Here is a 21933-nt window from a genome sequence, read left to right on the forward strand (position 1 = left end):
ACTTTACAGCAGGCCAGCATGCTGAAGCGCTGCTTTGACGATGTCACGACCATGGTCCGTGATAGGCGTCATTGGCAGGCGCAGCGTGTCGGTCGCCACAAGACCCAATGCCTTACATGCCCATTTCACCGGGATAGGATTGGGTTCGACAAATAGTTTGTTGTGTAACGGCATCAGACGCTGGTTGATAGCGCGCGCCTCGGCAAATTGCCCTTCCGCCGCCAGTTTGCACATGTCAGCCATCTCGCGCGCCGCTACGTTAGCCGTAACGGAAATCACGCCATGACCACCCAGTTGCATAAAGTCCAGCGCAGACGCGTCATCGCCGCTAAGCAGAATAAAATCGTCTGAAACCAGCTCTTTGATCTGGTGAACGCGGGTTAAGTTCCCTGTCGCCTCTTTGATAGCGATAATATTTTTTATTTCCGCCAGACGACCCACGGTTTCCGGCAACATATCGCAACCGGTACGGGACGGCACATTATACAGAATTTGCGGCAAGTCAGTGTGTTCCGCGATGGCTTTGAAATGCTGGAACAAACCTTCCTGCGTGGGGCGATTGTAGTACGGCGTTACCGTCAGGCAGCCAACAATGCCGCTATCGTTAAAACGCTGCGTCAGGCTAATCGCTTCCGCGGTCGCGTTTGCGCCCGTGCCGGCGATAACCGGAATACGTCCGTCAGCCAGTTCCAGCGTCATCATCACGACATCGCCATGTTCATCATGGCTTAGCGTGGCAGACTCGCCGGTGGTGCCAACCGAAACAATCGCCGAGGTACCGTTGGCGACATGATAATCAATGAGTTTTTTCAGGCAAGACCTACTGACGTTACCTTTCTCATCCATCGGCGTAACAAGCGCGACAATACTTCCCGTGAACATGGGCCATCCTCTGTGCAAACAAGTCCCTCAATGGTACGTTTGGTATGGCAATAAAAGCAAGCGACCAAAGCCGTTCTGATTGTTGTATGCAGGTTTTTTTTATGGTTTCCTTAAGATTACCTCACCGCTCAAAGGAATAACTGGTTTGACACCGTCATCACAACACTATTTGGTTATCACTGCGCTGGGCGCCGACAGGCCCGGTATTGTGAATACCATTACTCGCCATGTCAGCAGTTGCGGCTGTAATATCGAAGACAGCCGACTGGCGATGCTGGGCGATGAATTCACGTTTATTATGCTGTTGTCCGGCACGTGGAACGCGATTACCTTGATTGAATCGACATTGCCGTTAAAAGGCGCGGAGCTGGATCTGCTGATTGTGATGAAACGGACGTCCGACCGCCCCCGCCCGGCAATGCCCGCGACGGTATGGGTTCAGGTTGAGGTCGCCGACTCCCCGCATTTAATTGAGCGATTCACCGCGCTGTTTAATAGTCATGAAATGAATATTGCGGAGCTGGTCTCCCGCACGCAGCCGGCTGAAGGTGATAAAGCTGCGCAATTATTTATTCAAATCACCGCACATAGCCCGGCGTCGCAAAATTCCGCAAATATTGAGCAAGCCTTTAAAGCACTATGTACAGAACTCAATGCGCAAGGCAGTATAAACGTCGTCAATTACTCACAACATGATGAACAGGATGGAGTTAAGTAATGAATCCACTGAAAGCCGGTGATATCGCACCGAAATTTAGCTTGCCGGATCAAGACGGGGAACAAGTAAATTTGACCGACTTCCAGGGACAGCGCGTTCTGGTTTATTTCTACCCAAAAGCCATGACACCCGGCTGTACCGTGCAGGCCTGCGGCTTACGCGATAACATGGACGAGCTCAAAAAAGCAGGCGTGGACGTGCTGGGCATCAGCACCGATAAACCTGAAAAACTCTCCCGTTTCGCTGAAAAAGAGCTGCTGAACTTTACCCTTTTGTCCGATGAAAACCATCAGGTGTGTGAACAGTTCGGCGTCTGGGGCGAAAAGTCGTTTATGGGCAAAACGTATGACGGCATTCACCGCATCAGCTTTTTGATTGACGCTGATGGTAAGATTGAACACGTCTTTAATGATTTTAAAACCAGCAATCACCATGATGTGGTGCTGAACTGGCTGAAAGAAAACGCGTAAAAGCCTCAGGCCGCGCTGATGTGCGGCCTGGAAAGGGAATGTGCCGTCAGGCTTGCCGCGCCAGACGCCATATCGCCGCCACATTGCGCGCCGACAGGCTCAGGTTATATTCCGCCTCGTGTAAGGCTTCCGGCAACGTAACGATATGCGACAAAATCGACAGCGCCGCATCGATACCCTGTTGATACACAACGTGATGATCGTGTTGCAGCCCACCGGCGAGCGCGATAACCGGTTTATGATACCGCTTCGCCACTCTGGCGACGCCAATCGGCGTCTTGCCGCAAATACTTTGGCTGTCCAGCCGACCTTCTCCGGTAATCACCAGATCGGCATCTTTAACCGCCTGCTCAAGCTGTAGCGTTTCCACGACAATCTCTACGCCGGCGCGTAATTCCGCATTGAGCAACCCTAAAAGCGCGGCGCCCATTCCACCTGCCGCGCCCGCGCCGGGAGCATTAATCACCTCACGTCCCGTAGCCTGATAAATATGCCGGCCCCAGTTTTCCAGCGCCGCGTCCAGGGTGTTCACCATTTCCGCTGTCGCCCCTTTTTGTGGGCCAAAAATGGCCGATGCGCCCTGGGGACCACACAGCGGATTGTTGACATCACACGCCACGGTTATCGATACCTTACGCAGCAATGGGTGACAACCGGACAGATCGATAGAGGCCAGCGCCGCCAGCGCCTCGCCGCCCGGAGAAAGCGAGCGCCCCTGTTTATCGCGCAATATAACGCCAAGCGCCTGCATCATCCCCGCGCCGCCGTCATTCGTCGCGCTGCCGCCAATTCCCAGAATAATACGCTTTACGCCACGCTCCAGCGCCGCGACGATTAACTCGCCGGTGCCGTAGCTGGTGGTATTAAGCGGGTTGCGCAATTCAGGCGAAACGTGATGCAGCCCGGATGCCGCCGCCATTTCAATCACGGCGGTATCGCTATCGCCCAGCATTCCCCAGCGCGCGGCCACCGGTTGCCCAAGCGGGCCTTGTACCCACTGGTCGACATAACGCCCGCCGCTGGCCTCCACCATTGATTGTACGGTTCCTTCCCCGCCATCCGCCATGGGCACTTTAACGTAGTCGGCGTCAGGATAAATTTCGCGGAACCCCTTTTCTATCGCCTCAGCGACCGCCATTGCGGACAAACTTTCTTTAAATGAATCAGGAGCAATAACAATTTTCATAGGGATTATCCTGCAAAACCAAAGAAACCGAACATCAGAGTAGAAATAAAGGTAATGGCTAACCCCACCAGCGTTTCATACGGCATTAGCTTTAAACGTTCATGAATTTGCATATTGACGCTGCCGCCCGTCGCGTGGAAAAAGCTGCCGTGCGGCAGATGGTCCAGCACCGTGGCGCCCGCATGGATCATAGCGGCTCCCGCCAGGGCGGAAACGCCAAGTTCAAGTAACGTGGGAGAGAAAACGCCGGACGCCACCGCCGTTCCCGCCGTAGTTGAGGCCGTCGCCATTGACATCATGGCGCCAGACACGGGCGCCAGCAGCCAGGACGGCAATCCCGAAGCGGTGAGGCCATGAATCAGGACATCTTTAAGTTCGGAATTAGCGATAATGCCGGCCAGCGTACCGGTTCCCAGCAACATAATAGCGACAGGCGCCATACGCATCAGACCGGCGACCATGTACTGGTTACAGTGGCGCGCGCGTCCCATCAACAGCAGACCGACCAATCCCCCTACGGGCAGGGCAATTAACGGGTCAATGGAAATGCCGGCAAACGGACGGAGAGAAAGCAGGAAAATAGCGACCAGCGGCGCGCTAATCGCCACCAGAAAACCGGGTCTGGCGACGGAGTCATCATGGTGAGTCACTTCATGATCGGCGACGCCCGCGCCTTTATTATTCAGCCGTTTCGCTAACAGATAGGCGATAATAAGCCCAACGATGCCCGGAACCACGCCCGCCAGCATAATAGAGGTAAGAGGAACATGAAACGCATCAGAGGCGGCAATAGCGTTCGGGTTGGGTGACATCACGTTACCCGCTTTGCCGCCCCCAACCATCGCCAGCAGAATAGCGCTTTTTGACAGGCCTGCATTACGCGCAATCGACAGCGCAATCGGCGCGACGGTAATCACCGCCACATCAATAAATACGCCGACGGCGGTCAAACATAGTGTGGCAATGGCTAATGCCAATAACGCCCGGGTTTCCCCCACTTTGCGGACAATCGTCTCAGCAATCGTATTCGCCGCCCCGGACTCAATTAATACGCCCGCCAGTACGCCTGCGGCCAGAATACGCAATACGGCATTAACGATGCCCTGCGCGCCTGACACCATCAACGACACGGTTTGCAGAAGATCGGCGCCGCCAATCAAACCGCCGACCAGCGCGCCCGCCATCATGCCGTAGGCTGGCGACACTTTTCTTAAAATTAATACGATGGCCACAACCAATGCGGCAATGGCTCCCAGGGTGGATATCGACGTCATATACTGCGCCTCCTTTAACATGGAGCGCGCAGTATGGAAAAACCCGCCTAAAAATCCGCTGGAGCTTTCAACAAATTTCGATTCGACCTGGCAGCGGTAACTTGTCGGACGGTACAGATTCGGCCTGGAGCTCCATACCGATATAAAGCCAAAGCGTACTTTTTAACTCGTTGATTTTTATGTGCGTAATATCCTCACAGCGCTGTAAGCGATAGCGCAATGTATTCACATGAATATGCAATGCTTTGGCTGTTTGCGTCAGGTCACAATTATGTTCAAACCAGGTCCGCAGCGTCTGTTGCAATACGCCTTTCGCGTCATGTTGCGCCAGTTGTAGCCACAGACGCGATAACTCCTGCACTTGCCAACTTTCAGACAGCCCGCTTAGCAGCGCGGGAAGCGCGTGGTCATGATAAAAAATATACTGGCTGCGCAGCTTTTGTCTTTTCGCCATCGCCTGCGTGGCTCTCGCTGTGAGCAAAGATCGGTGCAATCCCGTCTCGCCGGCAAAATAGCCCCCAACCAAAATACGGCTAAAGCCCGATGATGCAGCCCATGATTTAAAAATCTGCAATTCCCCCATTTCCTGGCGGGTATTCCACTTTCCCTCTTTTAACGTGATAGGCTTAATAATGATTAATTCATTAAATTCGGTAAACGTCACCAAATGGTTGCGCGCGTGATTCTCGAAATAATCCATTACATTGCGCAGCGCTTCGCGATCCGGCTGGGAAAGTTCAATAATCAGCACCACTCTGGGAACCGCCAGATCAATGCCCAGATAGGCCGCCATGGAGCGCAACGACTCTGTTGAATTTTCTCGCAAAATCAATTGGTTGATCAGCTCTTCGCGATAGCGTTTATCCCACTGTCGCTGTTCGATCAGCACCATATGCTCGATCACCAGCTCCGCCGCCATTTTAACCAGCTCGGCATACGCGCGAACCACCTCCGGCTCGCCGGTAATGCCGACCACGCCGATAAGCTGTTCATGAAAAGAGATGGGAAGATTAATGCCGGATCGCACGCCTTTAAGCTGATTGGCGGTAGCGGAATCAATTTCTACAATACGGTTTTCCTTCAGCGCCAGAATGGCTCCTTCATGACGCTGGCGAAGCCGCGAAGGTTCGCCAGACGCGATAATGACGCCATGTTCATCCATGACGTTTACCGAGTAAGGAATAATTTTCATGGCTCGCTGTACAATTTGCCGCGCGGTATACCCTTTCAAGTAATGTTTTCTCAACACACTCATTCCCTGTTTCGTTATCGCTTCACATTAAAAAAACAATCTCGCATCAATGATGTCACTTATTAACGAATTTCTCAGAAGAATGCTTAGGCTAAGTCACCAAATTTTGGCGGCTTTACAGCGAGAATTTTGTAGGTTCCAACAATAAAAATGCCGCAACACGGTGCGGCATTAAAAAAAAGAGCGGCTTTCTAAGCGCTTGTCCCTCATCAGGCGTGCGCAAAATGGCGGCAGGGCACTATGATGTCGTTCACGCTTTACAACTTTTGTACAGACCGCTCAGGATGAGGCATCTGTCACCTGACCATCCGGCCAGGCATGGACAACGGCTTTAATCAGCGTCGCCAATGGAATGGCGAAAAACACTCCCCAGAAACCCCACAGACCGCCGAAAATCACCACTGACAGAATAATCACCAGCGGATGCAAATTCACCGCTTCGGAGAAAAGTACCGGTACCAGCAAATTGCCATCCAGCGCCTGAATAATCAGATAAACGGCAAAACAGCTCCAGAATTCCGTCCCCAGGCCAAACTGAAACAGCGCGACGCCCACCACCGGAATTGTCACCACAAAGGCGCCGATATAGGGGATCAGGACCGAAAAGCCCACCAGTACCGCCAGCAGTAGCGAATAATTGAGGCCAAACAGCAAAAAGCCCAGCCAGGTCGCTACGCCCACCACCACCATCTCCAGCACTTTTCCGCGGATATAGTTGGTGATCTGCTGATTCATCTCATTCCACACCTGCCCCGCCAGCCCGCGATTACGCGGCAGCACGCGGCGCACGGCATTCAGCATCTGCTCTTTATCTTTTACCAGGAAAAAGACCATCAGCGGCACCAGCACCAGATATACCGCCAGCGTCAGTAGCCCGACTAACGAAGCCAGCGAATACTTCACCACCGAATCGCCCATGTTAAGCATCCGGGTACGCATGTTTTCCGCCATCGCATCAATAATGCCCGCATCCATCAGCGCCGGATAGCGTCGCGGCAAGGTCGCGGCAAAATCGGACAGTTTATTCAGCATACCGGGCATATCACGAATCAGGTAAATACCCTGCTGCCAGGCAATCGGCATCACCACAAACGCCATTAATAACAGAATGCCGACAAAGAGGATAAGGACAATGGAGGCTGCCCAGCGCCGGGAACAGCCAATCGCCTGCAGGCGCGCCGTCGGCCACTCCAGCAGGTAGGCCAGTACGATAGCGACCAGCAGCGGCGCTAACAGGCCGCTAAAGAAAAAGAGGATGCTAAAACCAGCCACCAGAATGACCAGCAAGGCAATCGCCTCCGGGTCGCTGAAGCGACGGCGATACCATTGCATTAACATTTCGAGCATAAAACCCTTCCCAGAACTCAACTGCGGGATTGTGATGCCGAATTGTATCGAAATGTCACAAAAAAGACTTCGCTTTTTATCGTTGATTCAGGAAACTAAAATAGTGAGTCTGTGCTCATCACAGTTACACTTATGAAGTGTCGGAGCGTGGAACGATATTTCACGACGTTGGTCAAAGGGCTATCTCAAAACAACAGGATAGAGGTTATGTTCAGGCAGTTGAAAAAAAACCTGGTGGCAACCCTCATTGCAGCATTGGCTCTCGGTCAGGTCGCGCCCGCATTTGCCGACCCTGCCGACACGCTGCCCGATATGGGAACCTCGGCAGGAAGCACGCTTTCTATCGGACAAGAGATGCAAATGGGCGACTTTTATGTGCGCCAGCTACGCGGCAGCGCGCCGTTAATCAACGATCCGCTGCTGGTGCAATACATTAACGCGCTGGGTATGCGTCTGGTCTCGCACGCCGACTCCGTCAAAACGCCCTTCCATTTTTTCTTGATCAATAATGACGAAATCAACGCGTTCGCGTTTTTTGGCGGCAATGTGGTGTTGCACTCGGCGCTTTTTCGCTACGCGGATAACGAAAGCCAGCTAGCTTCAGTCATGGCGCATGAAATCTCCCACGTGACGCAGCGCCACCTGGCGCGCGCGATGGAAGATCAAAAGCGCAGCGCGCCGCTTACCTGGGTGGGCGCGCTGGGTTCCATTTTGCTGGCCATGGCCAGCCCACAGGCCGGTATGGCGGCACTAACCGGTACTCTGGCGGGAACGCGCCAGGGAATGATAAGTTTCACCCAGCAAAATGAGCAAGAAGCCGACCGTATTGGTATTCAGGTACTGCAACGCGCCGGATTTGACCCACAGGCGATGCCCTCTTTCCTCGAAAAACTGCTCGACCAGGCGCGTTACTCCACGCGACCGCCTGAAATTTTGCTCACTCACCCCTTACCGGAAAGCCGCCTTGCGGATGCCCGCAACCGTGCCAACCAGATGCGCCCGGTCGTGGTGCAATCTTCCGCCGACTTCTATCTCGCCAAAGCGCGCGCCCTGGGAATGTACAATTCCGGACGTAACCAGCTCACCAGCGACCTACTGGATCAGTGGTCTAAAGGCAACGTGCGTCAGCAACATGCGGCGCAATATGGCCGGGCGTTGCAGGCGATGGAAGCGAGCAAGTACGATGAAGCGCGCAAAACGTTGCAGCCGCTATTAAGCGCGGAACCGAACAATGCCTGGTATCTTGACCTCGCCACCGATATTGACCTCGGGCAGAAAAGAGCCAACGACGCGATTAATCGCCTGAAAAATGCCCGCGATCTGCGCGTTAATCCTGTGCTGCAATTAAACCTCGCCAATGCGTACCTTCAGGGAGGCCAGCCGAAAGCGGCGGAAACCATTCTGAATCGCTACACCTTTAGCCATAAAGATGACGGTAACGGCTGGGATCTGCTTGCTCAGGCCGAAGCCGCGCTGAACAACCGCGATCAGGAGCTGGCGGCACGCGCTGAAAGTTATGCGCTGGCGGGACGACTGGATCAGGCAATTTCACTGCTCAGCAGCGCCAGCGCCCAGGCAAAACTGGGTAGTCAGCAACAGGCGCGTTACGATGCGCGTATCGACCAGTTGCGCCAGTTACAGGAACGCTTCAAGCCATACACGAAAATGTAATCGCCGTTTATTAGCCGGATGGCGTCACAAGGAGAACTCATGACCGACACGATTAAAATCTACCATAACCCGCGCTGCTCGAAGAGCCGCGACACGCTGAACCTGCTGAAATCTAACGGCGTGGAACCGGAAGTGGTGCTTTATCTGGATACGCCCGCCGACGCCGCCACTGTGCGGGAACTGCTGCGTATGTTGGGCATGTCCAGCGCGCGCGAACTGATGCGCCAGAAAGAAGATCTCTATAAGACGCTTCACCTGGCGGATAGCCAGCTGAGTGAAGAGGCGTTAATCCAGGCGCTGGTTGAACACCCTAAACTGATGGAGCGCCCCATTGTGGTGGCAAATGGTCAGGCGCGCATTGGCCGACCGCCTGAGCAGGTGCTGGACATCCTCGGTTAACCGTTGAACGCCGCCGTCGCGGCGTATTACAGTTTCAGGATCTCTTTGACAAACGGGATCGTCAGTTTTCGCTGGGCAGTGATCGACGCATGATCGAGCTGATCCAGCGTCATAAACAGCGTGCGCATTTCGCGATCAAGACGTTTGAGCAAAAACCGCCCGACATCTTCCGGCAGTTCAAACCCCCGTAACCGGGCGCGCAACTGTAGCGCCTGAAGTTTGTCTTCATCGGAAAGAGGCTGGAGTTTATAGATTTGCCCCCAGTCCAGACGGGAAGCGAGATCGGGCAAGCCCAGATTTAACTGTCTTGGCGGACGATCGCCGGTGATCAATAACCGCGTCTTACCAGACTCCAGAATGCGGTTATAGAGATCAAAGATCGCCATCTCCCACAGTTCATCGCCAGCGACACACTCAATGTTATCAATACACACCAGCGAGAGGTGTTCCATACCGTCGAGCACTTCCGGCACGAACCAGGTGCGTTTATCGAGCGGGACGTAGCCTACCGCATCTCCACGCTGCGACAATTCAGCGCAGGCGGCGTGCAGCAAATGGCTGCGGCCCGCGCCTTCACGCGCCCAAAGGTAGATATATCCACTATGTTCCTGGCGCAACACGTTTTGTAACGCGGCCAGTAGAGAGGCGTTATCCCCCGGCCAGAAACTTGCGAAAGTTTCGTCGTCAGGAAGATAAAGTGGCAAAGAGAGCTGTGCCGGTGTGTTCAGAGATACCTCAACCCAGGATGACATAAAATCGCGCTGAGTTTACCACATAATTCCCTTGAGATAGAACCGGGCAGCATCGCTGCCCGGCAACCTGTTAATGATGCGGAGACTCCGCATCATTTGCCTCCAGTACCACTTCTTCCGGACGCAACAGGCTAATCAGTTTAAAAATCAGGCTCAGGCAAATCCCGACGATGGTCGCCAACGCCATCCCTTTCAATTCTGCCGCGCCGATATGCACTTTCGCGCCGCTCACGCCGATGATCAAAATCACCGAGGTGAGGATCAGGTTTTGCGCTTTGTTGTAGTCGACTTTCGATTCGATCAATACGCGAATCCCCGACGCGCCGATAACGCCGTACAACAGTAGCGAAACGCCGCCCATCACGGGTAACGGGATAATCTGAATCGCCGCCGCCAGTTTGCCAACGCAGGAAAGCAGAATGGCGAAAATCGCCGCGCCGCCGATAACCCAGGTACTGTAAACGCGGGTGATCGCCATGACGCCAATATTTTCCCCATAGGTGGTATTCGGCGTGGAGCCGAAGAAACCGGAGACGATCGTCGACAGTCCGTTAGCGAACATCGAGCGGTGCAAACCGGGATCGCGCACTAAATCTTTTTTGACGATATTCGCCGTCACCACCAGATGACCGACATGCTCGGCGATCACGACCAACGCCGCGGGCAGAATCGTCAGGATCGCGAACCATTCAAAACGCGGCGTATAGAAGGTCGGCAGCGCAAACCAGTGTGCCTGGGCAATCGGCGTGGTATCGACCACCCCCAGCGCGAATGACAGCGCATAGCCCGCCAGCACGCCGATCAAAATCGGAATGATCGCCAGGAAACCGCGAAACAGTACGGAGCCGAACACCGTCACCGCCAGCGTGACCATGGAGATGATAATTGTTTTCGTGTCCGGCGACTGCCCTTGCGCAGGCAGCAATCCGGCCATCCCCGCCGCGACGCCAGCCAGCTCCAGACCGATGACGGCAACGATTGCGCCCATTGCCGCAGGCGGGAACATCACATCCAGCCAGCCGGTGCCCGCTTTTTTAACGATGAAAGAGACCAGACAGAACAGCACGCCGCACATAATAAAACCGCCCAGCGCCACTTCATAACCCAGCGGCAACAGCAGTAGTACCGGGGAAATAAAGGCAAAGCTCGATCCGAGGTAGGCCGGAATTTTACCTTTGCAGATAAAGAGATACAGCAACGTTCCGATACCGTTAAACAGCAGAACCGTCGCGGGGTTGATATGAAACAGAACTGGCACCAGCACGGTCGCGCCAAACATGGCGAAAAGGTGCTGTAAACTAAGCGGGATTGTCTGTAAAAGCGGCGGTCTTTCACTCACCCCGATAGCACGGCGCGTCATAGTGTTTTCCTCTAAGTGTGTTTGTTATGAGTTGTTTTATTCAAAAAAAAGCCGACTCTTAAAGTCGGCTTTTAATTATTTATTCACTTATTTGGTACCAAAAATCTTATCGCCGGCATCGCCAAGCCCCGGAATAATGTATCCGTGCTCGTTAAGCCCCTGATCGATAGAGGCGGTGTACAGTTCAACGTCCGGGTGCGCTTTTTCCAGCGCTGCAATGCCTTCCGGCGCGGCGACCAGCACCAGCACCTTAATGCTGCTACAGCCTGCTTTTTTCAGCAGGTCGATGGTCGCGATGACAGAACCGCCGGTCGCCAGCATCGGGTCGACGATCAGCGCCATGCGCTCATCAATGTTCGATACCAGTTTCTGGAAATAAGGTACTGGCTCAAGCGTCTCTTCGTTACGGTACATCCCGACTACGCTGATACGCGCGCTCGGTACATTTTCCAGAACGCCTTCCATCATACCCAGACCCGCGCGCAGAATCGGCACAACGGTAATTTTTTTACCTTTGATCTGGTCGATTTCCACCGGGCCATTCCAGCCTTCGATGGTGACTTTTTCCGTTTCCAGGTCGGCTGTCGCTTCATACGTCAGCAGGCTGCCTACTTCTGAGGCGAGTTCACGAAAGCGTTTAGTGCTAATGTCGTTTTCACGCATCAGACCCAGCTTGTGTTTGACGAGTGGGTGTTTGACTTCCACGATCTTCATACTCTTCTCCTATCCTCAGATGACTGGCAACCACAAAAAAAATCGCCGGATTATACCGCTTTTCCTCTCTGACGCAACACAATGTATGCTTGACCTGGATCAACCAAAAGCGCTGATAGTGGAAAAGTGAGTATAAATCACTCACGTTGAAACAGGCGATAAAGGCTAACAACCGATTGAATCTTAGCAATTTTAAGGGTGAATAGCCTGTCCAGGCCACCTGTCGTAAACCAAGTGCTGGATATCCTTTTCTTTTTTACCAACAGAGAAATTTTCAAGCAGCGACCGAAACCATGCCAAAAAAATCGTCCGGATATCCAGGGCGCAGACCACGCTCGCAAACGTTTGCTTTCCCTGTTAGAATTGCGCCGAATTTAACTTTTACCGCAAGAAAAAACGTGGGGAACCAGGCAGTGACCGATAAGACCTCTCTTAGCTATAAAGATGCCGGCGTCGATATTGATGCGGGTAACGCTCTGGTTGATCGAATCAAAGGCGTAGTGAAGAAAACTCGCCGCCCGGAGGTTATGGGCGGTCTGGGCGGTTTCGGTGCGCTGTGCGCGTTGCCGCAAAAATATCGTGAACCGGTACTGGTTTCCGGCACTGACGGCGTAGGCACCAAACTTCGCCTGGCGATGGACTTAAAGCGTCACGACGCTATCGGTATTGATCTGGTGGCGATGTGCGTAAACGATCTGGTCGTTCAGGGCGCGGAACCGCTGTTTTTCCTCGATTACTATGCCACGGGTAAACTGGATGTCGATACCGCCGCCAGCGTGATCAACGGTATTGCCGAAGGCTGCCTGCAATCCGGCTGCGCGCTGGTCGGCGGCGAGACGGCGGAAATGCCGGGCATGTATCACGGCGAAGATTACGATGTGGCGGGTTTCTGCGTCGGCGTAGTCGAAAAATCAGAAATCATCGACGGCTCCCGGGTTGCCGAAGGCGACGTGCTGATTGCGCTCGGCTCCAGCGGCCCGCACTCGAATGGATATTCGCTGGTGCGGAAAATTATTGACGTTAGCGGCTGCGACCCACAAACCACTCTGTTGGAAGGGAAGCCGCTGGCCGATCATCTGCTTGAACCGACCCGTATCTACGTAAAATCGGTTCTGGAACTGATTGAAAACGTCGATGTGCACGCTATCGCCCACCTCACCGGCGGCGGCTTTTGGGAAAATATTCCGCGCGTTCTGCCGGAGAATACCCAGGCGGTAATTAATGAGTCGTCATGGCAGTGGCCCGCCATCTTTACCTGGCTGCAAACCGCCGGTAATGTCAGCCGACATGAAATGTACCGTACCTTTAACTGCGGCGTCGGCATGGTGATTGCGCTCTCCGCTCCGGAAGCGGACAAAGCGCTTGCTCTGCTAAACGAGAAAGGTGAAAACGCATGGAAAATCGGTATCATCAAAGCCTCTGATTCCGAACAGCGTGTGGTTATTGAATAATGAATATTGTGGTGCTGATTTCCGGCAATGGAAGCAATTTACAGGCGATTATCGATGCCTGCGAAGCGAAGAAAATTAAAGGCACCCTCAGGGCAGTATTCAGCAATAAGGCCGACGCGTTCGGCCTTGAACGCGCCAGAGAAGCCGGCATTCCGGCGCAAGCGCTGACTGCCGATCGGTTTGACAGCCGCGACGCCTTCGATCGCGAGTTGATTCGCAAGATAGACGCGTATGCGCCCGATGTGGTCGTGCTGGCCGGTTTTATGCGTATTCTGAGTCCGATGTTTGTCGCGCATTACTACGGGCGTCTGCTGAACATTCACCCTTCCCTGCTGCCAAAATATCCGGGGTTGCATACCCATCGCCAGGCGCTGGAAAACGGCGATGAGGAGCACGGTACCTCGGTGCATTTCGTGACAGACGAACTCGACGGCGGCCCGGTCATTCTCCAGGCGAAGGTGCCGGTTTTTGCCGACGACAGCGAAGATGATATCACCGCACGCGTACAGACTCAGGAACATGCGATTTATCCGCTGGTGATTAGCTGGTTTGCGCAGGGGCGTCTAAAGATGCGCGATAACGCCGCCTGGCTGGACGGGCGTCGTCTGCCGCCGCAAGGTTATGCGTCTGACGAATAATACGTCATCGAACAGGACTGCGTCTGCTTGCCGGATGGCGGCATAAATGCCTATCCGGCCTACTCTTTTCCCTTCCTTTATGCTATCAGTTTATTGTCATATTTTTCTGGCGCAGTTGGACATTAACGCGTAATGCTCGCCATAATCATCAGGCAGTGTCCCGTGAATAAAACGGAGTATAGGTAGTAATGGGTCAGGAAAAGCTATATATCGAGAAAGAACTAAGCTGGTTAGCATTTAACGAACGCGTGTTACAGGAAGCGGCGGACAAATCCAACCCGTTGATTGAGCGGATGCGGTTCCTGGGAATCTATTCTAATAACCTCGACGAGTTCTACAAAGTGCGTTTCGCTGAACTGAAACGACGTATTATTATCAGCGAAGAACAGGGTTCAAATTCTCATTCACGCCATTTGTTAGGCAAAATTCAGTCCCGCGTGTTGAAAGCAGACCAGGAGTTCGACGGCCTGTACAACGAATTACTGCTGGAAATGGCGCGTAATCAAATCTTTCTGATCAACGAGCGTCAGCTCTCGGTGAACCAACAAAGCTGGTTGCGCCACTATTTTAAGCACTATTTGCGCCAGCATATTACCCCGATTCTCATTAACCGGGAGACGGATCTTGTTCAGTTTTTAAAAGATGATTACACCTATCTGGCGGTGGAGATTATCCGCGGCGACACCATCAACTATGCGCTGCTGGAGATACCGTCCGACAAAGTCCCACGCTTCGTTAATCTGCCGCCGGAAACACCACGCAGACGCAAGCCGATGATCCTTCTGGATAATATTCTGCGCTACTGCCTGGATGACATTTTTAAAGGGTTCTTCGACTATGACGCGCTTAATGCCTATTCGATGAAAATGACCCGCGATGCCGAATATGACCTGGTGCATGAGATGGAATCCAGTCTGATGGAGCTGATGTCTTCCAGCCTGAAGCAGCGCCTGACCGCTGAGCCTGTGCGCTTTGTCTACCAACGCGATATGCCCGCCGCGCTGGTCGACGTACTGCGGGAAAAACTGACGATCTCCCGGTATGACTCAATCGTACCCGGCGGGCGCTACCACAATTTTAAAGACTTTATTAATTTTCCGAATGTCGGTAAAGCCAACCTGGTCAATAAGCCGTTACCGCGGTTACGCCATCTTTGGTTTGATAAAGAGAAGTTTCGTAACGGTTTCGACGCGATTCGCGAACGTGATGTGCTGCTCTATTATCCTTATCACACCTTTGAACATGTGCTGGAACTGCTGCGTCAGGCGTCGTTTGACCCAAGCGTGCTGGCGATCAAAATCAATATTTATCGCGTAGCGAAAGACTCGCGCATTATTGACTCGATGATCCATGCCGCCCATAACGGCAAAAAAGTCACCGTGGTGGTGGAGTTGCAGGCGCGCTTCGATGAAGAGGCAAATATTCACTGGGCCAAGCGGTTAACCGAAGCGGGCGTCCACGTTATTTTCTCTGCGCCCGGGCTGAAAATTCACGCCAAACTCTTCCTCATCTCACGAAAAGAGGGCGATGACGTGGTACGTTATGCGCATATCGGCACCGGTAACTTCAACGAAAAAACAGCGCGGCTGTATACCGATTATTCGCTGCTGACCGCCGATGCGCGCATTACCAATGAAGTGCGCCGGGTCTTTAATTTTATTGAAAACCCCTATCGCCCGGTCACTTTCGATTATTTGATGGTTTCTCCACAAAACTCACGGCGTCTGCTGTATGAGATGATCGATCGTGAAATCGCCAATGCCCAGCAAGGCTTACCGTCAGGGATTACCTTAAAGCTTAACAACCTGGTCGATAAAGGGTTGGTCGACAGGCTATACGCCGCGTCGGGTTCGGGCGTCCAGGTCAATCTGCTGGTGCGCGGTATGTGTTCTCTTATTCCGCAACTGGAAGGCATTAGCGATAATATTCGTGCGATTAGCATCGTGGATCGCTATCTGGAACACGATCGGGTTTATATTTTCGAAAACGGCGGTGATAAGCAAGTTTGGCTCTCTTCAGCTGACTGGATGACGCGTAATATTGACTACCGTATCGAAGTCGCTACGCCTATCCTCGACCCGCGGCTTAAACAACGCGTCCTGGATATCATTGACATTCTGTTTAGCGACACGGTAAAAGCGCGTTTTATCGATAAAGAACTCAGCAACCGCTACGTACCGCGCGGCAATCGCCGTAAAGTCCAGGCGCAGCTGGCAATTTATGACTACATCAAATCACTCGAGCAACCAGACTAACGCTATGCCAATTTACGATAAATCCCCCCGCCCGCAGGAGTTCGCTGCGGTCGATCTCGGCTCAAACAGCTTTCATATGGTCATTGCCCGCGTGGTTGACGGCGCAATGCAGATTATCGGGCGCTTAAAACAGCGCGTCCATCTGGCGGACGGGCTGGGCGCAGATAACAAACTCAGCGAAGAAGCCATGGAACGGGGGCTTAGCTGTCTGTCGCTGTTTGCTGAACGCTTACAAGGTTTCTCCCCTTCCAGCGTCTGTATCGTAGGCACCCATACGTTACGTCAGGCGCAAAATGCCGCTGATTTTCTCAAACGCGCGGAAAAGGTTATTCCCTACCCGATAGAGATTATTTCCGGTAACGAAGAAGCGCGCCTGATTTTTATGGGCGTAGAACATACGCAGCCGGAAAAAGGCCGCAAGCTGGTGATCGATATCGGCGGCGGGTCAACAGAGCTGGTCATTGGCGAAAACTTCGAACCCAGGCTGGTTGAAAGCCGTCGTATGGGCTGCGTGAGCTTCGCGCAGCTCTACTTTCCCGGCGGCGTTATCAATAAAGAAAACTTCCAGCGCGCCCGAATGGCGGCGGCGCAAAAACTGGAAACCTTAACCTGGCAGTATCGTATTCAGGGTTGGAACGTAGCGATGGGCGCTTCCGGTACGATTAAGGCCGCTCATGAAGTTCTCCTGGCGCTGGGTGAGAAAGATGGCTTCATTACGCCGGAGCGCCTTGATAAACTGAAGTCAGAAGTGTTGAAGCACCGCTCCTTTAATGCGCTCAGCCTGCCGGGTCTGTCTGAAGAACGCAAAGCGGTCTTTGTGCCGGGCCTGGCGATTCTGTGCGGCGTTTTTGATGCTCTGGCTATCCGCGAGCTTCGCCTTTCCGACGGCGCGTTGCGCGAAGGCGTGCTGTATGAAATGGAAGGCCGCTTCCGCCATCAGGATGTTCGCAGCCGTACCGCAAAAAGTCTGGCCAATCAATACAACATTGACAGAGAACAGGCCAGACGCGTGCTGGAAACCACCATGCAGATGTACGAGCAGTGGCAGGCCCAGCAGCCAAAACTGGCGCATCCACAGCTTGAAGCGTTGCTCCGCTGGGCGGCAATGCTGCATGAGGTTGGACTGAATATTAATCACAGCGGTTTACATCGCCATTCGGCTTATATTCTGCAACACAGCGATTTGCCCGGCTTTAATCAGGAGCAGCAAATGATGATGGCGACGCTGGTACGTTACCATCGTAAAGCCATAAAACTGGATGATATGCCCCGCTTTACGCTGTTTAAGAAAAAACAGTATCTGCCGTTAATTCAGCTACTTCGGCTGGGCGTATTACTGAACAACCAGCGGCAGGCGACCACCACGCCGCCGACGCTGCGGCTAACGACCGATGACAGCCACTGGACGTTATGTTTTCCGCATGACTGGTTCAGCCAGAATGCGCTGGTACTGCTTGATCTGGAAAAAGAACAGCAGTACTGGGAAGCGGTAACTGGCTGGCGTCTCAATATTGAGGAAGAAAGCTCGCCGGAGATCGCCGCGTAAATTGTGAATCAGACGCCGCGCCGCGGCGTCTGCCTTTACTGAATCTCAGATAATAGCTGCGGCTCGCCAATTAAATATCCCTGAAGATAGTCGATTCCCAACGAGAGCACGACGCTTCGTATTTCTTCGCTCTCGACATACTCCGCGACGACCTGCATATTTTTCATTCGCGCTAAATGACAAATAGAAGCCACAATCTGATAATCGAGACTGTTTGACACTATATTGCGAATAAAACTGCCGTCAATTTTAAGAATATCGGCGTCAACGTTTTTCAGCCGCGCATAGCTGGCGTAGCCAGTACCGAAATCATCAATCGCTATCTGACAGCCAAACTGCTGTAGCTGTCCCAGCGTCAACTGCGCCTGCTCAGCATTGGTGAGAGAGTTGCTTTCCGTTACCTCAAAAACCAGTTGCCAGGGTTCAACCTGATATTGCGTAAGCAGCTGCTTAACTTCTGCAGGAAAACGAGCGCGGCATACCGATGTTGGCGACAGATTAATGGCAAAACGATGCGCGGGCATATATTCCCGGCTGGCCGCCATAAACCGCAGCGTGTTTTCAATCACCCAGAGATCGATAGCGGAAGACAAACCAAACTCATGCGCCACGGGTAAAAAATTGTCCGGGTTGATAACGTCGCCGTTGTCATCCCTGAGTCGCAGTAAAATTTCATGGTAAACGTCCCCACGAACACCAAAAATAGGCTGCGCCATCAGGAAAAAATGATCGTGCTCCAACGCCTGTTGCAGGCGATTCATCATCGCAATTCTGCCCTTCAAATCGCGCTGCAGGTGCATTGCGCCGCGCCGCTGTAAATCCTCCGGCGCGTTAGTCGTTAACGAAAGATCGGAACTGGTGCTTAATTCGCCCAGCAGAAGATAAAGGTGGCTAACCGGAGAACGCACGCAGCAGTAGCTCACGCCGACAGGCGGTTGTAGCGGCAGTCCATCCCAGATAAACCGAAACTGCTTAATATGTTTATCCAGCGCTTCAATACGCTGCTGATGCGCCTCTGTATTAAGACGCAGCACCAGGTCGTGCCCTGACATCTGGTAGACGCACTCATTTGAGGCCAGCATCGGCGTAATCCAGTGAGAGAGCTTTTGCTTATACTGGATGCGTAGCATGACGCCATAATTTTTACCCAATAGCTCCAAGCCCGGCACGTGTAAAAAACAGATCGTAGACCAGGGCGCATTTTGGAGCGCGCGGTTTAACGCACGTAAATTGGGAAGATGTACAACCGGGTCAAGATAGGCCAGCCGCCGTGCGCGACCACTCACTACGCGCTGACGCGTGGCCAGTACAGACATATAATTAACAATAAAAGAAAAAACCAGATAGCTCGAAGAGGTAATCGCTAATTGCGTATCATAACCTGAATACCAGGGCATATAACGCTGATAATAATGAATCGACGTAATTAGCACGACGGCCCAGATAATTGAAATAAACTTATAGCCATAGCGCATCGCACCCCACAGCATGACCGGCAATAATAACGAAAGCGTATAGTTGGTACTAAATATTGAACTATTATCAGTCAATGGCATACACAGTATAAACATTAGTGTAGTCAATACGGCCAGCCAAATAACGATCTCTTTTTTAGTGGCCTTGCTATCAATCTGTAGCTTTAATTGCTGATAATACCCCCGCAGGTGCAGCGGATTGCGGAGAGTACGAATAATAAAATAGCACAATGGCACGCCGACAAGGTTACCGACCAGTAACGCCTGGTAATTAATCAGCGTGTTGATATTAAAGGGCATTACCCCCATCAGGCTGGCTTTGCTTTCGTACATGCCAACAAAAGCGGCAAACTGGTAGATGACCAGAAATAATGTTGCAGAACAAAATACCTGCCAGAATATTCGTTGAAACAACAGGTGGGCGTCGCCGTGGGAAACATTGTTTCGCCGGGGGGAAAAGACACGATAGCCGCCCCAGCTTAGCACGATAGTAATGATAAAGTGCATCGTCACAGAAAGGGTTTCATACAGCCCTGTCTGCGGGTATCTGCGCCAGAAGATAGCAAGCACAATGCCCGGCAGTGCTGCCCAGCCGAAAAAGAGCATCAGGCTAAGCATAAAAGCTAACGGCAGGTAAAAAAGAACCACATTTCCAGTGCTGGTAAGCGCATAAGTATTTGCGCTACTTAAAACAGGTAGTAAAATCGAAGGAAGGATGAGCGGTAGTCCCCACCATTTATCTCTGATATTTATATAAGTTTTATTTAGTTTCATAGATGCTCAGCAGAACCCCCCAATCCCAAAGGGGCGTTAACAGACAGGCATCCCACCTGACTTTAAATTGATGATGCGATATACATCACACGATAGTCATCGATTGTAATTATTAAACAAAAGTAACATTTGATTTAAGTCAATTATTACCTTTCTCCTGCAGCCTTTATTCGCCTTTTTATTCTTTGTTATCATTAATTTATTATTAATGTAAATACTAAAATTATCTTCCATAACAATATAAGATAAATCAACTGACGCAATTTTACATTAAGAGGAATTGACCATCGGTTCGCAGTATGCCTTAATGTAGAGTGAACGCAGGCTTGTTACGTTCTTCGCCTTGATAATACCCTTGAAGAACCCAGCCTGATCCCGCCCATACCGCTGGGCCAACGTTAAGGAACCCTTTGTGAGTCAGGCCAACAGTATGCGAAAACGACATCGATTTAACACTCGCATGACCCGTATCGTACTGCTTATCAGTTTTCTCTTCTTCTTTGGACGTTTCGTCTACTCTTCTATCGGCGCCTGGCAGCACCATCAGGATAAAAAAGAAGCGCAACAGTCATCGCTTTCTGTCACCACACCGGGACAACGTTAAGCTGTTATCCGTTAAAAAGCCCGCGCAAGAAAAAGAAGCTTTAGCGTTAACGCAAAAAGACAACCCACTCAATGGGTTCAGGCCATGATCAGACGCTTAAAGAGCAACCGCGGGATATCCTGCCTGGGTGATAAGATCACATGCGCGGTTACTAAGATTCCCTCGACCGAATACAAAACCCGATAGCCTTCAGCGTGCCCCTATCATGTACTGCAAAACAACCCCGATGATCTTTTTTTTCAAAGAGGTGAATCGCTTACTACCCCGTAATTATTAGTTAGAACAAAGAGATTAGGTGTTGTATAATTTTTGGTCATGGTTAGAAGGGGTGAGTAAATGGACACTACTGAAACATTGAATGGTACGTACTTCTACGGCGGGTTATCCAACCTGACACCACAACAACTATGGTGGGCTATCACCATCGCCGTTGTGAGCGATCATCTGGGGATCTCAGCGGTCGATGCTGCACTGGTTATCTCAGGGCAACCAGTTCTACCTACGAGGGGTAAACCTCGTGGGACAACTCCAGGAACATCAATTGCTTCTAAGTACATCAGTAATTGGTTGAACTATAAACTGCCACCTGGGATCAGATTACCAACGTTGACAGGCAAAACCATCAACTCATTACAGCTAAGCTCAACGAATAATTTAGGTCGTTTCGTTGGTCGTAATGTACCCTGGCTCGGTTGGGTTATGACATTCACTACGATTTATGATATCCAGCGTGATATTAAAGATACATTTAATCGTGTGGCGGTTCCTAAAGATCGCATTCAGTGGACGTACTTCTAATGAGAGATATTAAGAAAGAAATTATCGATTTTATCGATCAGGAATATAACACTAAAAAGTACTTTCTCTGTGGGCCAAAGCGAACCATCACGCTTGATATCAGTATTAAGGATGATCTAAAACTCGTTTTTGAAGATAGTGAAGAACTTCTACAAGAGTACTTCAAGCGTTGGAATGTAGATCCAGAAGGATTTGACATACTCAACTATCTGAATCCAGAGTACTTTGGAAGTAAAGAGCCTGATCCGCGTAAGCCACTAACGGTTGGTATGCTCGTTGAAAGTGCTAAAGCTGGACGTTGGTTATATAGTTGAAGAATAAAGTTATTATATTTTAAATACCCCTTATTTGGGCTGAATCGCCACGG

At 51.8% G+C, this 21933-nt stretch carries 21 protein-coding genes and 1 pseudogene; 11 read left to right on the forward strand and 11 right to left on the reverse strand.

Features of this window, described 5'->3' with window-relative positions:
- Nucleotides 1-3: 3 nt before the first annotated feature.
- Complete coding sequence (dapA, locus tag ABVN36_RS14100) at nt 4-882, reverse strand: 4-hydroxy-tetrahydrodipicolinate synthase (RefSeq protein ID WP_000494020.1); 879 nt, start codon at nt 880-882, stop codon at nt 4-6.
- A gap of 145 nt (nt 883-1027) precedes the next feature.
- Between dapA and ABVN36_RS14105 the strand changes: the two genes are divergently transcribed.
- Together ABVN36_RS14105 and bcp are read left to right on the forward strand one after the other, a co-directional pair.
- Nucleotides 1028-1600, forward strand: coding sequence for a glycine cleavage system transcriptional repressor (locus ABVN36_RS14105; RefSeq protein ID WP_000189061.1), 573 nt, complete (start codon nt 1028-1030; stop codon nt 1598-1600).
- Nucleotides 1600-2070: a thioredoxin-dependent thiol peroxidase gene (gene bcp / locus ABVN36_RS14110; RefSeq protein ID WP_001068686.1), complete on the forward strand. Its 471-nt coding sequence runs from the start codon at nt 1600-1602 to the stop codon at nt 2068-2070. Before ABVN36_RS14105 ends, bcp begins: the two co-directional genes overlap by 1 nt.
- A gap of 46 nt (nt 2071-2116) precedes the next feature.
- On the opposite strand, the gene ABVN36_RS14115 is transcribed toward bcp, so the two are convergent.
- The 4 genes from ABVN36_RS14115 to ABVN36_RS14130 form a co-directional block, all read right to left on the reverse strand.
- Nucleotides 2117-3256 (reverse strand): glycerate kinase, encoded by a 1140-nt coding sequence (locus tag ABVN36_RS14115; protein WP_000706377.1) that lies wholly within the window; start codon nt 3254-3256, stop codon nt 2117-2119.
- Nucleotides 3257-3261: 5 nt separating this feature from the next.
- Entirely contained in the window at nt 3262-4530 is a 1269-nt protein-coding gene (locus tag ABVN36_RS14120) for a GntP family permease (protein WP_000200859.1), read from the reverse strand.
- A 67-nt stretch (nt 4531-4597) separates the two neighbouring features.
- Nucleotides 4598-5785, reverse strand: coding sequence for a sugar diacid recognition domain-containing protein (locus tag ABVN36_RS14125; RefSeq protein ID WP_023138796.1), 1188 nt, complete (start codon nt 5783-5785; stop codon nt 4598-4600).
- Nucleotides 5786-6061: 276 nt separating this feature from the next.
- Nucleotides 6062-7129: an AI-2E family transporter gene (locus tag ABVN36_RS14130; protein ID WP_000892056.1), complete on the reverse strand. Its 1068-nt coding sequence runs from the start codon at nt 7127-7129 to the stop codon at nt 6062-6064.
- Between the two features lie 207 nt (nt 7130-7336).
- Between ABVN36_RS14130 and bepA the strand changes: the two genes are divergently transcribed.
- The gene (bepA, locus tag ABVN36_RS14135; RefSeq protein WP_000489631.1) at nt 7337-8800 is read left to right on the forward strand and encodes a beta-barrel assembly-enhancing protease; all 1464 of its coding nucleotides are present in this window, start codon (nt 7337-7339) and stop codon (nt 8798-8800) included.
- A 39-nt stretch (nt 8801-8839) separates the two neighbouring features.
- Complete coding sequence (gene arsC, locus ABVN36_RS14140; RefSeq protein WP_000132650.1) at nt 8840-9199, forward strand: arsenate reductase (glutaredoxin); 360 nt, start codon at nt 8840-8842, stop codon at nt 9197-9199.
- A gap of 26 nt (nt 9200-9225) precedes the next feature.
- On the opposite strand, the gene ABVN36_RS14145 is transcribed toward arsC, so the two are convergent.
- The 3 genes from ABVN36_RS14145 to upp all read right to left on the reverse strand — a co-directional run bounded on the left by ABVN36_RS14145 (nt 9226) and on the right by upp (nt 12025).
- The gene (locus ABVN36_RS14145; RefSeq protein ID WP_061835882.1) at nt 9226-9927 is read right to left on the reverse strand and encodes a DnaA inactivator Hda; all 702 of its coding nucleotides are present in this window, start codon (nt 9925-9927) and stop codon (nt 9226-9228) included.
- A gap of 94 nt (nt 9928-10021) precedes the next feature.
- The gene (gene uraA / locus ABVN36_RS14150) at nt 10022-11311 is read right to left on the reverse strand and encodes a uracil permease (RefSeq protein ID WP_023138795.1); all 1290 of its coding nucleotides are present in this window, start codon (nt 11309-11311) and stop codon (nt 10022-10024) included.
- Between the two features lie 87 nt (nt 11312-11398).
- Nucleotides 11399-12025 (reverse strand): uracil phosphoribosyltransferase, encoded by a 627-nt coding sequence (gene upp / locus ABVN36_RS14155; RefSeq protein WP_000706208.1) that lies wholly within the window; start codon nt 12023-12025, stop codon nt 11399-11401.
- 413 nt (nt 12026-12438) lie between these two features.
- On the opposite strand from upp, the gene purM reads away from it, so the two are divergent.
- From purM to ppx, 4 genes are all read left to right on the forward strand, one after another.
- Nucleotides 12439-13476, forward strand: coding sequence for a phosphoribosylformylglycinamidine cyclo-ligase (gene purM, locus ABVN36_RS14160; protein WP_000130477.1), 1038 nt, complete (start codon nt 12439-12441; stop codon nt 13474-13476).
- Entirely contained in the window at nt 13476-14114 is a 639-nt protein-coding gene (gene purN / locus ABVN36_RS14165) for a phosphoribosylglycinamide formyltransferase (RefSeq protein ID WP_001028589.1), read from the forward strand. The genes purM and purN overlap by 1 nt, the downstream gene beginning before the upstream one ends.
- Nucleotides 14115-14302: 188 nt before the next feature.
- On the forward strand, nt 14303-16369 hold the full coding sequence (ppk1, locus tag ABVN36_RS14170; protein ID WP_000529555.1) for a polyphosphate kinase 1: 2067 nt from the start codon (nt 14303-14305) through the stop codon (nt 16367-16369).
- 4 nt (nt 16370-16373) lie between these two features.
- A complete protein-coding gene (gene ppx, locus ABVN36_RS14175; RefSeq protein ID WP_001123330.1) occupies nt 16374-17915 on the forward strand; it encodes an exopolyphosphatase in 1542 nt (513 codons plus the stop codon).
- A gap of 35 nt (nt 17916-17950) precedes the next feature.
- Here the strand turns inward: ppx and ABVN36_RS14180 are convergent, their stop codons facing one another.
- Together ABVN36_RS14180 and ABVN36_RS14185 are read right to left on the reverse strand one after the other, a co-directional pair.
- Complete coding sequence (locus ABVN36_RS14180) at nt 17951-20164, reverse strand: sensor domain-containing phosphodiesterase (RefSeq protein ID WP_000773647.1); 2214 nt, start codon at nt 20162-20164, stop codon at nt 17951-17953.
- A gap of 96 nt (nt 20165-20260) precedes the next feature.
- Complete coding sequence (locus ABVN36_RS14185; RefSeq protein WP_001540598.1) at nt 20261-20398, reverse strand: hypothetical protein; 138 nt, start codon at nt 20396-20398, stop codon at nt 20261-20263.
- Between the two features lie 178 nt (nt 20399-20576).
- Here ABVN36_RS14185 and ABVN36_RS14190 point away from each other — a divergent pair, with 178 nt between their 5' ends.
- Nucleotides 20577-20768, forward strand: a complete 192-nt coding sequence (locus ABVN36_RS14190) for a YfgG family protein (RefSeq protein ID WP_000075924.1) — start codon at nt 20577-20579, stop codon at nt 20766-20768.
- A 77-nt stretch (nt 20769-20845) separates the two neighbouring features.
- On the opposite strand, the pseudogene ABVN36_RS14195 reads toward ABVN36_RS14190, so the two are convergent.
- Nucleotides 20846-20965, reverse strand: a pseudogene (locus tag ABVN36_RS14195) (hypothetical protein); the annotation flags it as partial.
- A gap of 139 nt (nt 20966-21104) precedes the next feature.
- Between ABVN36_RS14195 and ABVN36_RS14200 the strand changes: the two are divergent.
- Entirely contained in the window at nt 21105-21566 is a 462-nt protein-coding gene (locus ABVN36_RS14200) for an STM2901 family protein (protein WP_000381628.1), read from the forward strand.
- On the forward strand, nt 21551-21880 hold the full coding sequence (locus tag ABVN36_RS14205) for a DUF1493 family protein (RefSeq protein ID WP_077908639.1): 330 nt from the start codon (nt 21551-21553) through the stop codon (nt 21878-21880). Before ABVN36_RS14200 ends, ABVN36_RS14205 begins: the two co-directional genes overlap by 16 nt.
- Nucleotides 21881-21933 lie beyond the last annotated feature (53 nt).

The sequence above is a fragment of the Salmonella sp. SJTUF15581 genome, from assembly GCF_043356775.1.
GTDB classification, from domain to species: domain Bacteria; phylum Pseudomonadota; class Gammaproteobacteria; order Enterobacterales; family Enterobacteriaceae; genus Salmonella; species Salmonella enterica.

What these genes read in the sequence shown, in the direction of transcription:
- arsC (WP_000132650.1), top strand. Translation starts at nt 8,840, where the DNA reads ATGACCGACACGATTAAAATCTACCATAACCCGCGCTGCTCGAAGAGC.
- bepA (WP_000489631.1), top strand. Translation starts at nt 7,337, where the DNA reads ATGTTCAGGCAGTTGAAAAAAAACCTGGTGGCAACCCTCATTGCAGCA.
- uraA (WP_023138795.1), bottom strand. Translation starts at nt 11,311, where the DNA reads ATGACGCGCCGTGCTATCGGGGTGAGTGAAAGACCGCCGCTTTTACAG.
- ABVN36_RS14120 (WP_000200859.1), bottom strand. Translation starts at nt 4,530, where the DNA reads ATGACGTCGATATCCACCCTGGGAGCCATTGCCGCATTGGTTGTGGCC.
- ABVN36_RS14125 (WP_023138796.1), bottom strand. Translation starts at nt 5,785, where the DNA reads ATGAGTGTGTTGAGAAAACATTACTTGAAAGGGTATACCGCGCGGCAA.
- ABVN36_RS14130 (WP_000892056.1), bottom strand. Translation starts at nt 7,129, where the DNA reads ATGCTCGAAATGTTAATGCAATGGTATCGCCGTCGCTTCAGCGACCCG.
- upp (WP_000706208.1), bottom strand. Translation starts at nt 12,025, where the DNA reads ATGAAGATCGTGGAAGTCAAACACCCACTCGTCAAACACAAGCTGGGT.
- ABVN36_RS14115 (WP_000706377.1), bottom strand. Translation starts at nt 3,256, where the DNA reads ATGAAAATTGTTATTGCTCCTGATTCATTTAAAGAAAGTTTGTCCGCA.
- purN (WP_001028589.1), top strand. Translation starts at nt 13,476, where the DNA reads ATGAATATTGTGGTGCTGATTTCCGGCAATGGAAGCAATTTACAGGCG.
- ABVN36_RS14185 (WP_001540598.1), bottom strand. Translation starts at nt 20,398, where the DNA reads ATGGAAGATAATTTTAGTATTTACATTAATAATAAATTAATGATAACA.
- dapA (WP_000494020.1), bottom strand. Translation starts at nt 882, where the DNA reads ATGTTCACGGGAAGTATTGTCGCGCTTGTTACGCCGATGGATGAGAAA.
- ABVN36_RS14200 (WP_000381628.1), top strand. Translation starts at nt 21,105, where the DNA reads ATGGACACTACTGAAACATTGAATGGTACGTACTTCTACGGCGGGTTA.
- ABVN36_RS14180 (WP_000773647.1), bottom strand. Translation starts at nt 20,164, where the DNA reads ATGAAACTAAATAAAACTTATATAAATATCAGAGATAAATGGTGGGGA.
- ppk1 (WP_000529555.1), top strand. Translation starts at nt 14,303, where the DNA reads ATGGGTCAGGAAAAGCTATATATCGAGAAAGAACTAAGCTGGTTAGCA.
- ppx (WP_001123330.1), top strand. Translation starts at nt 16,374, where the DNA reads ATGCCAATTTACGATAAATCCCCCCGCCCGCAGGAGTTCGCTGCGGTC.
- bcp (WP_001068686.1), top strand. Translation starts at nt 1,600, where the DNA reads ATGAATCCACTGAAAGCCGGTGATATCGCACCGAAATTTAGCTTGCCG.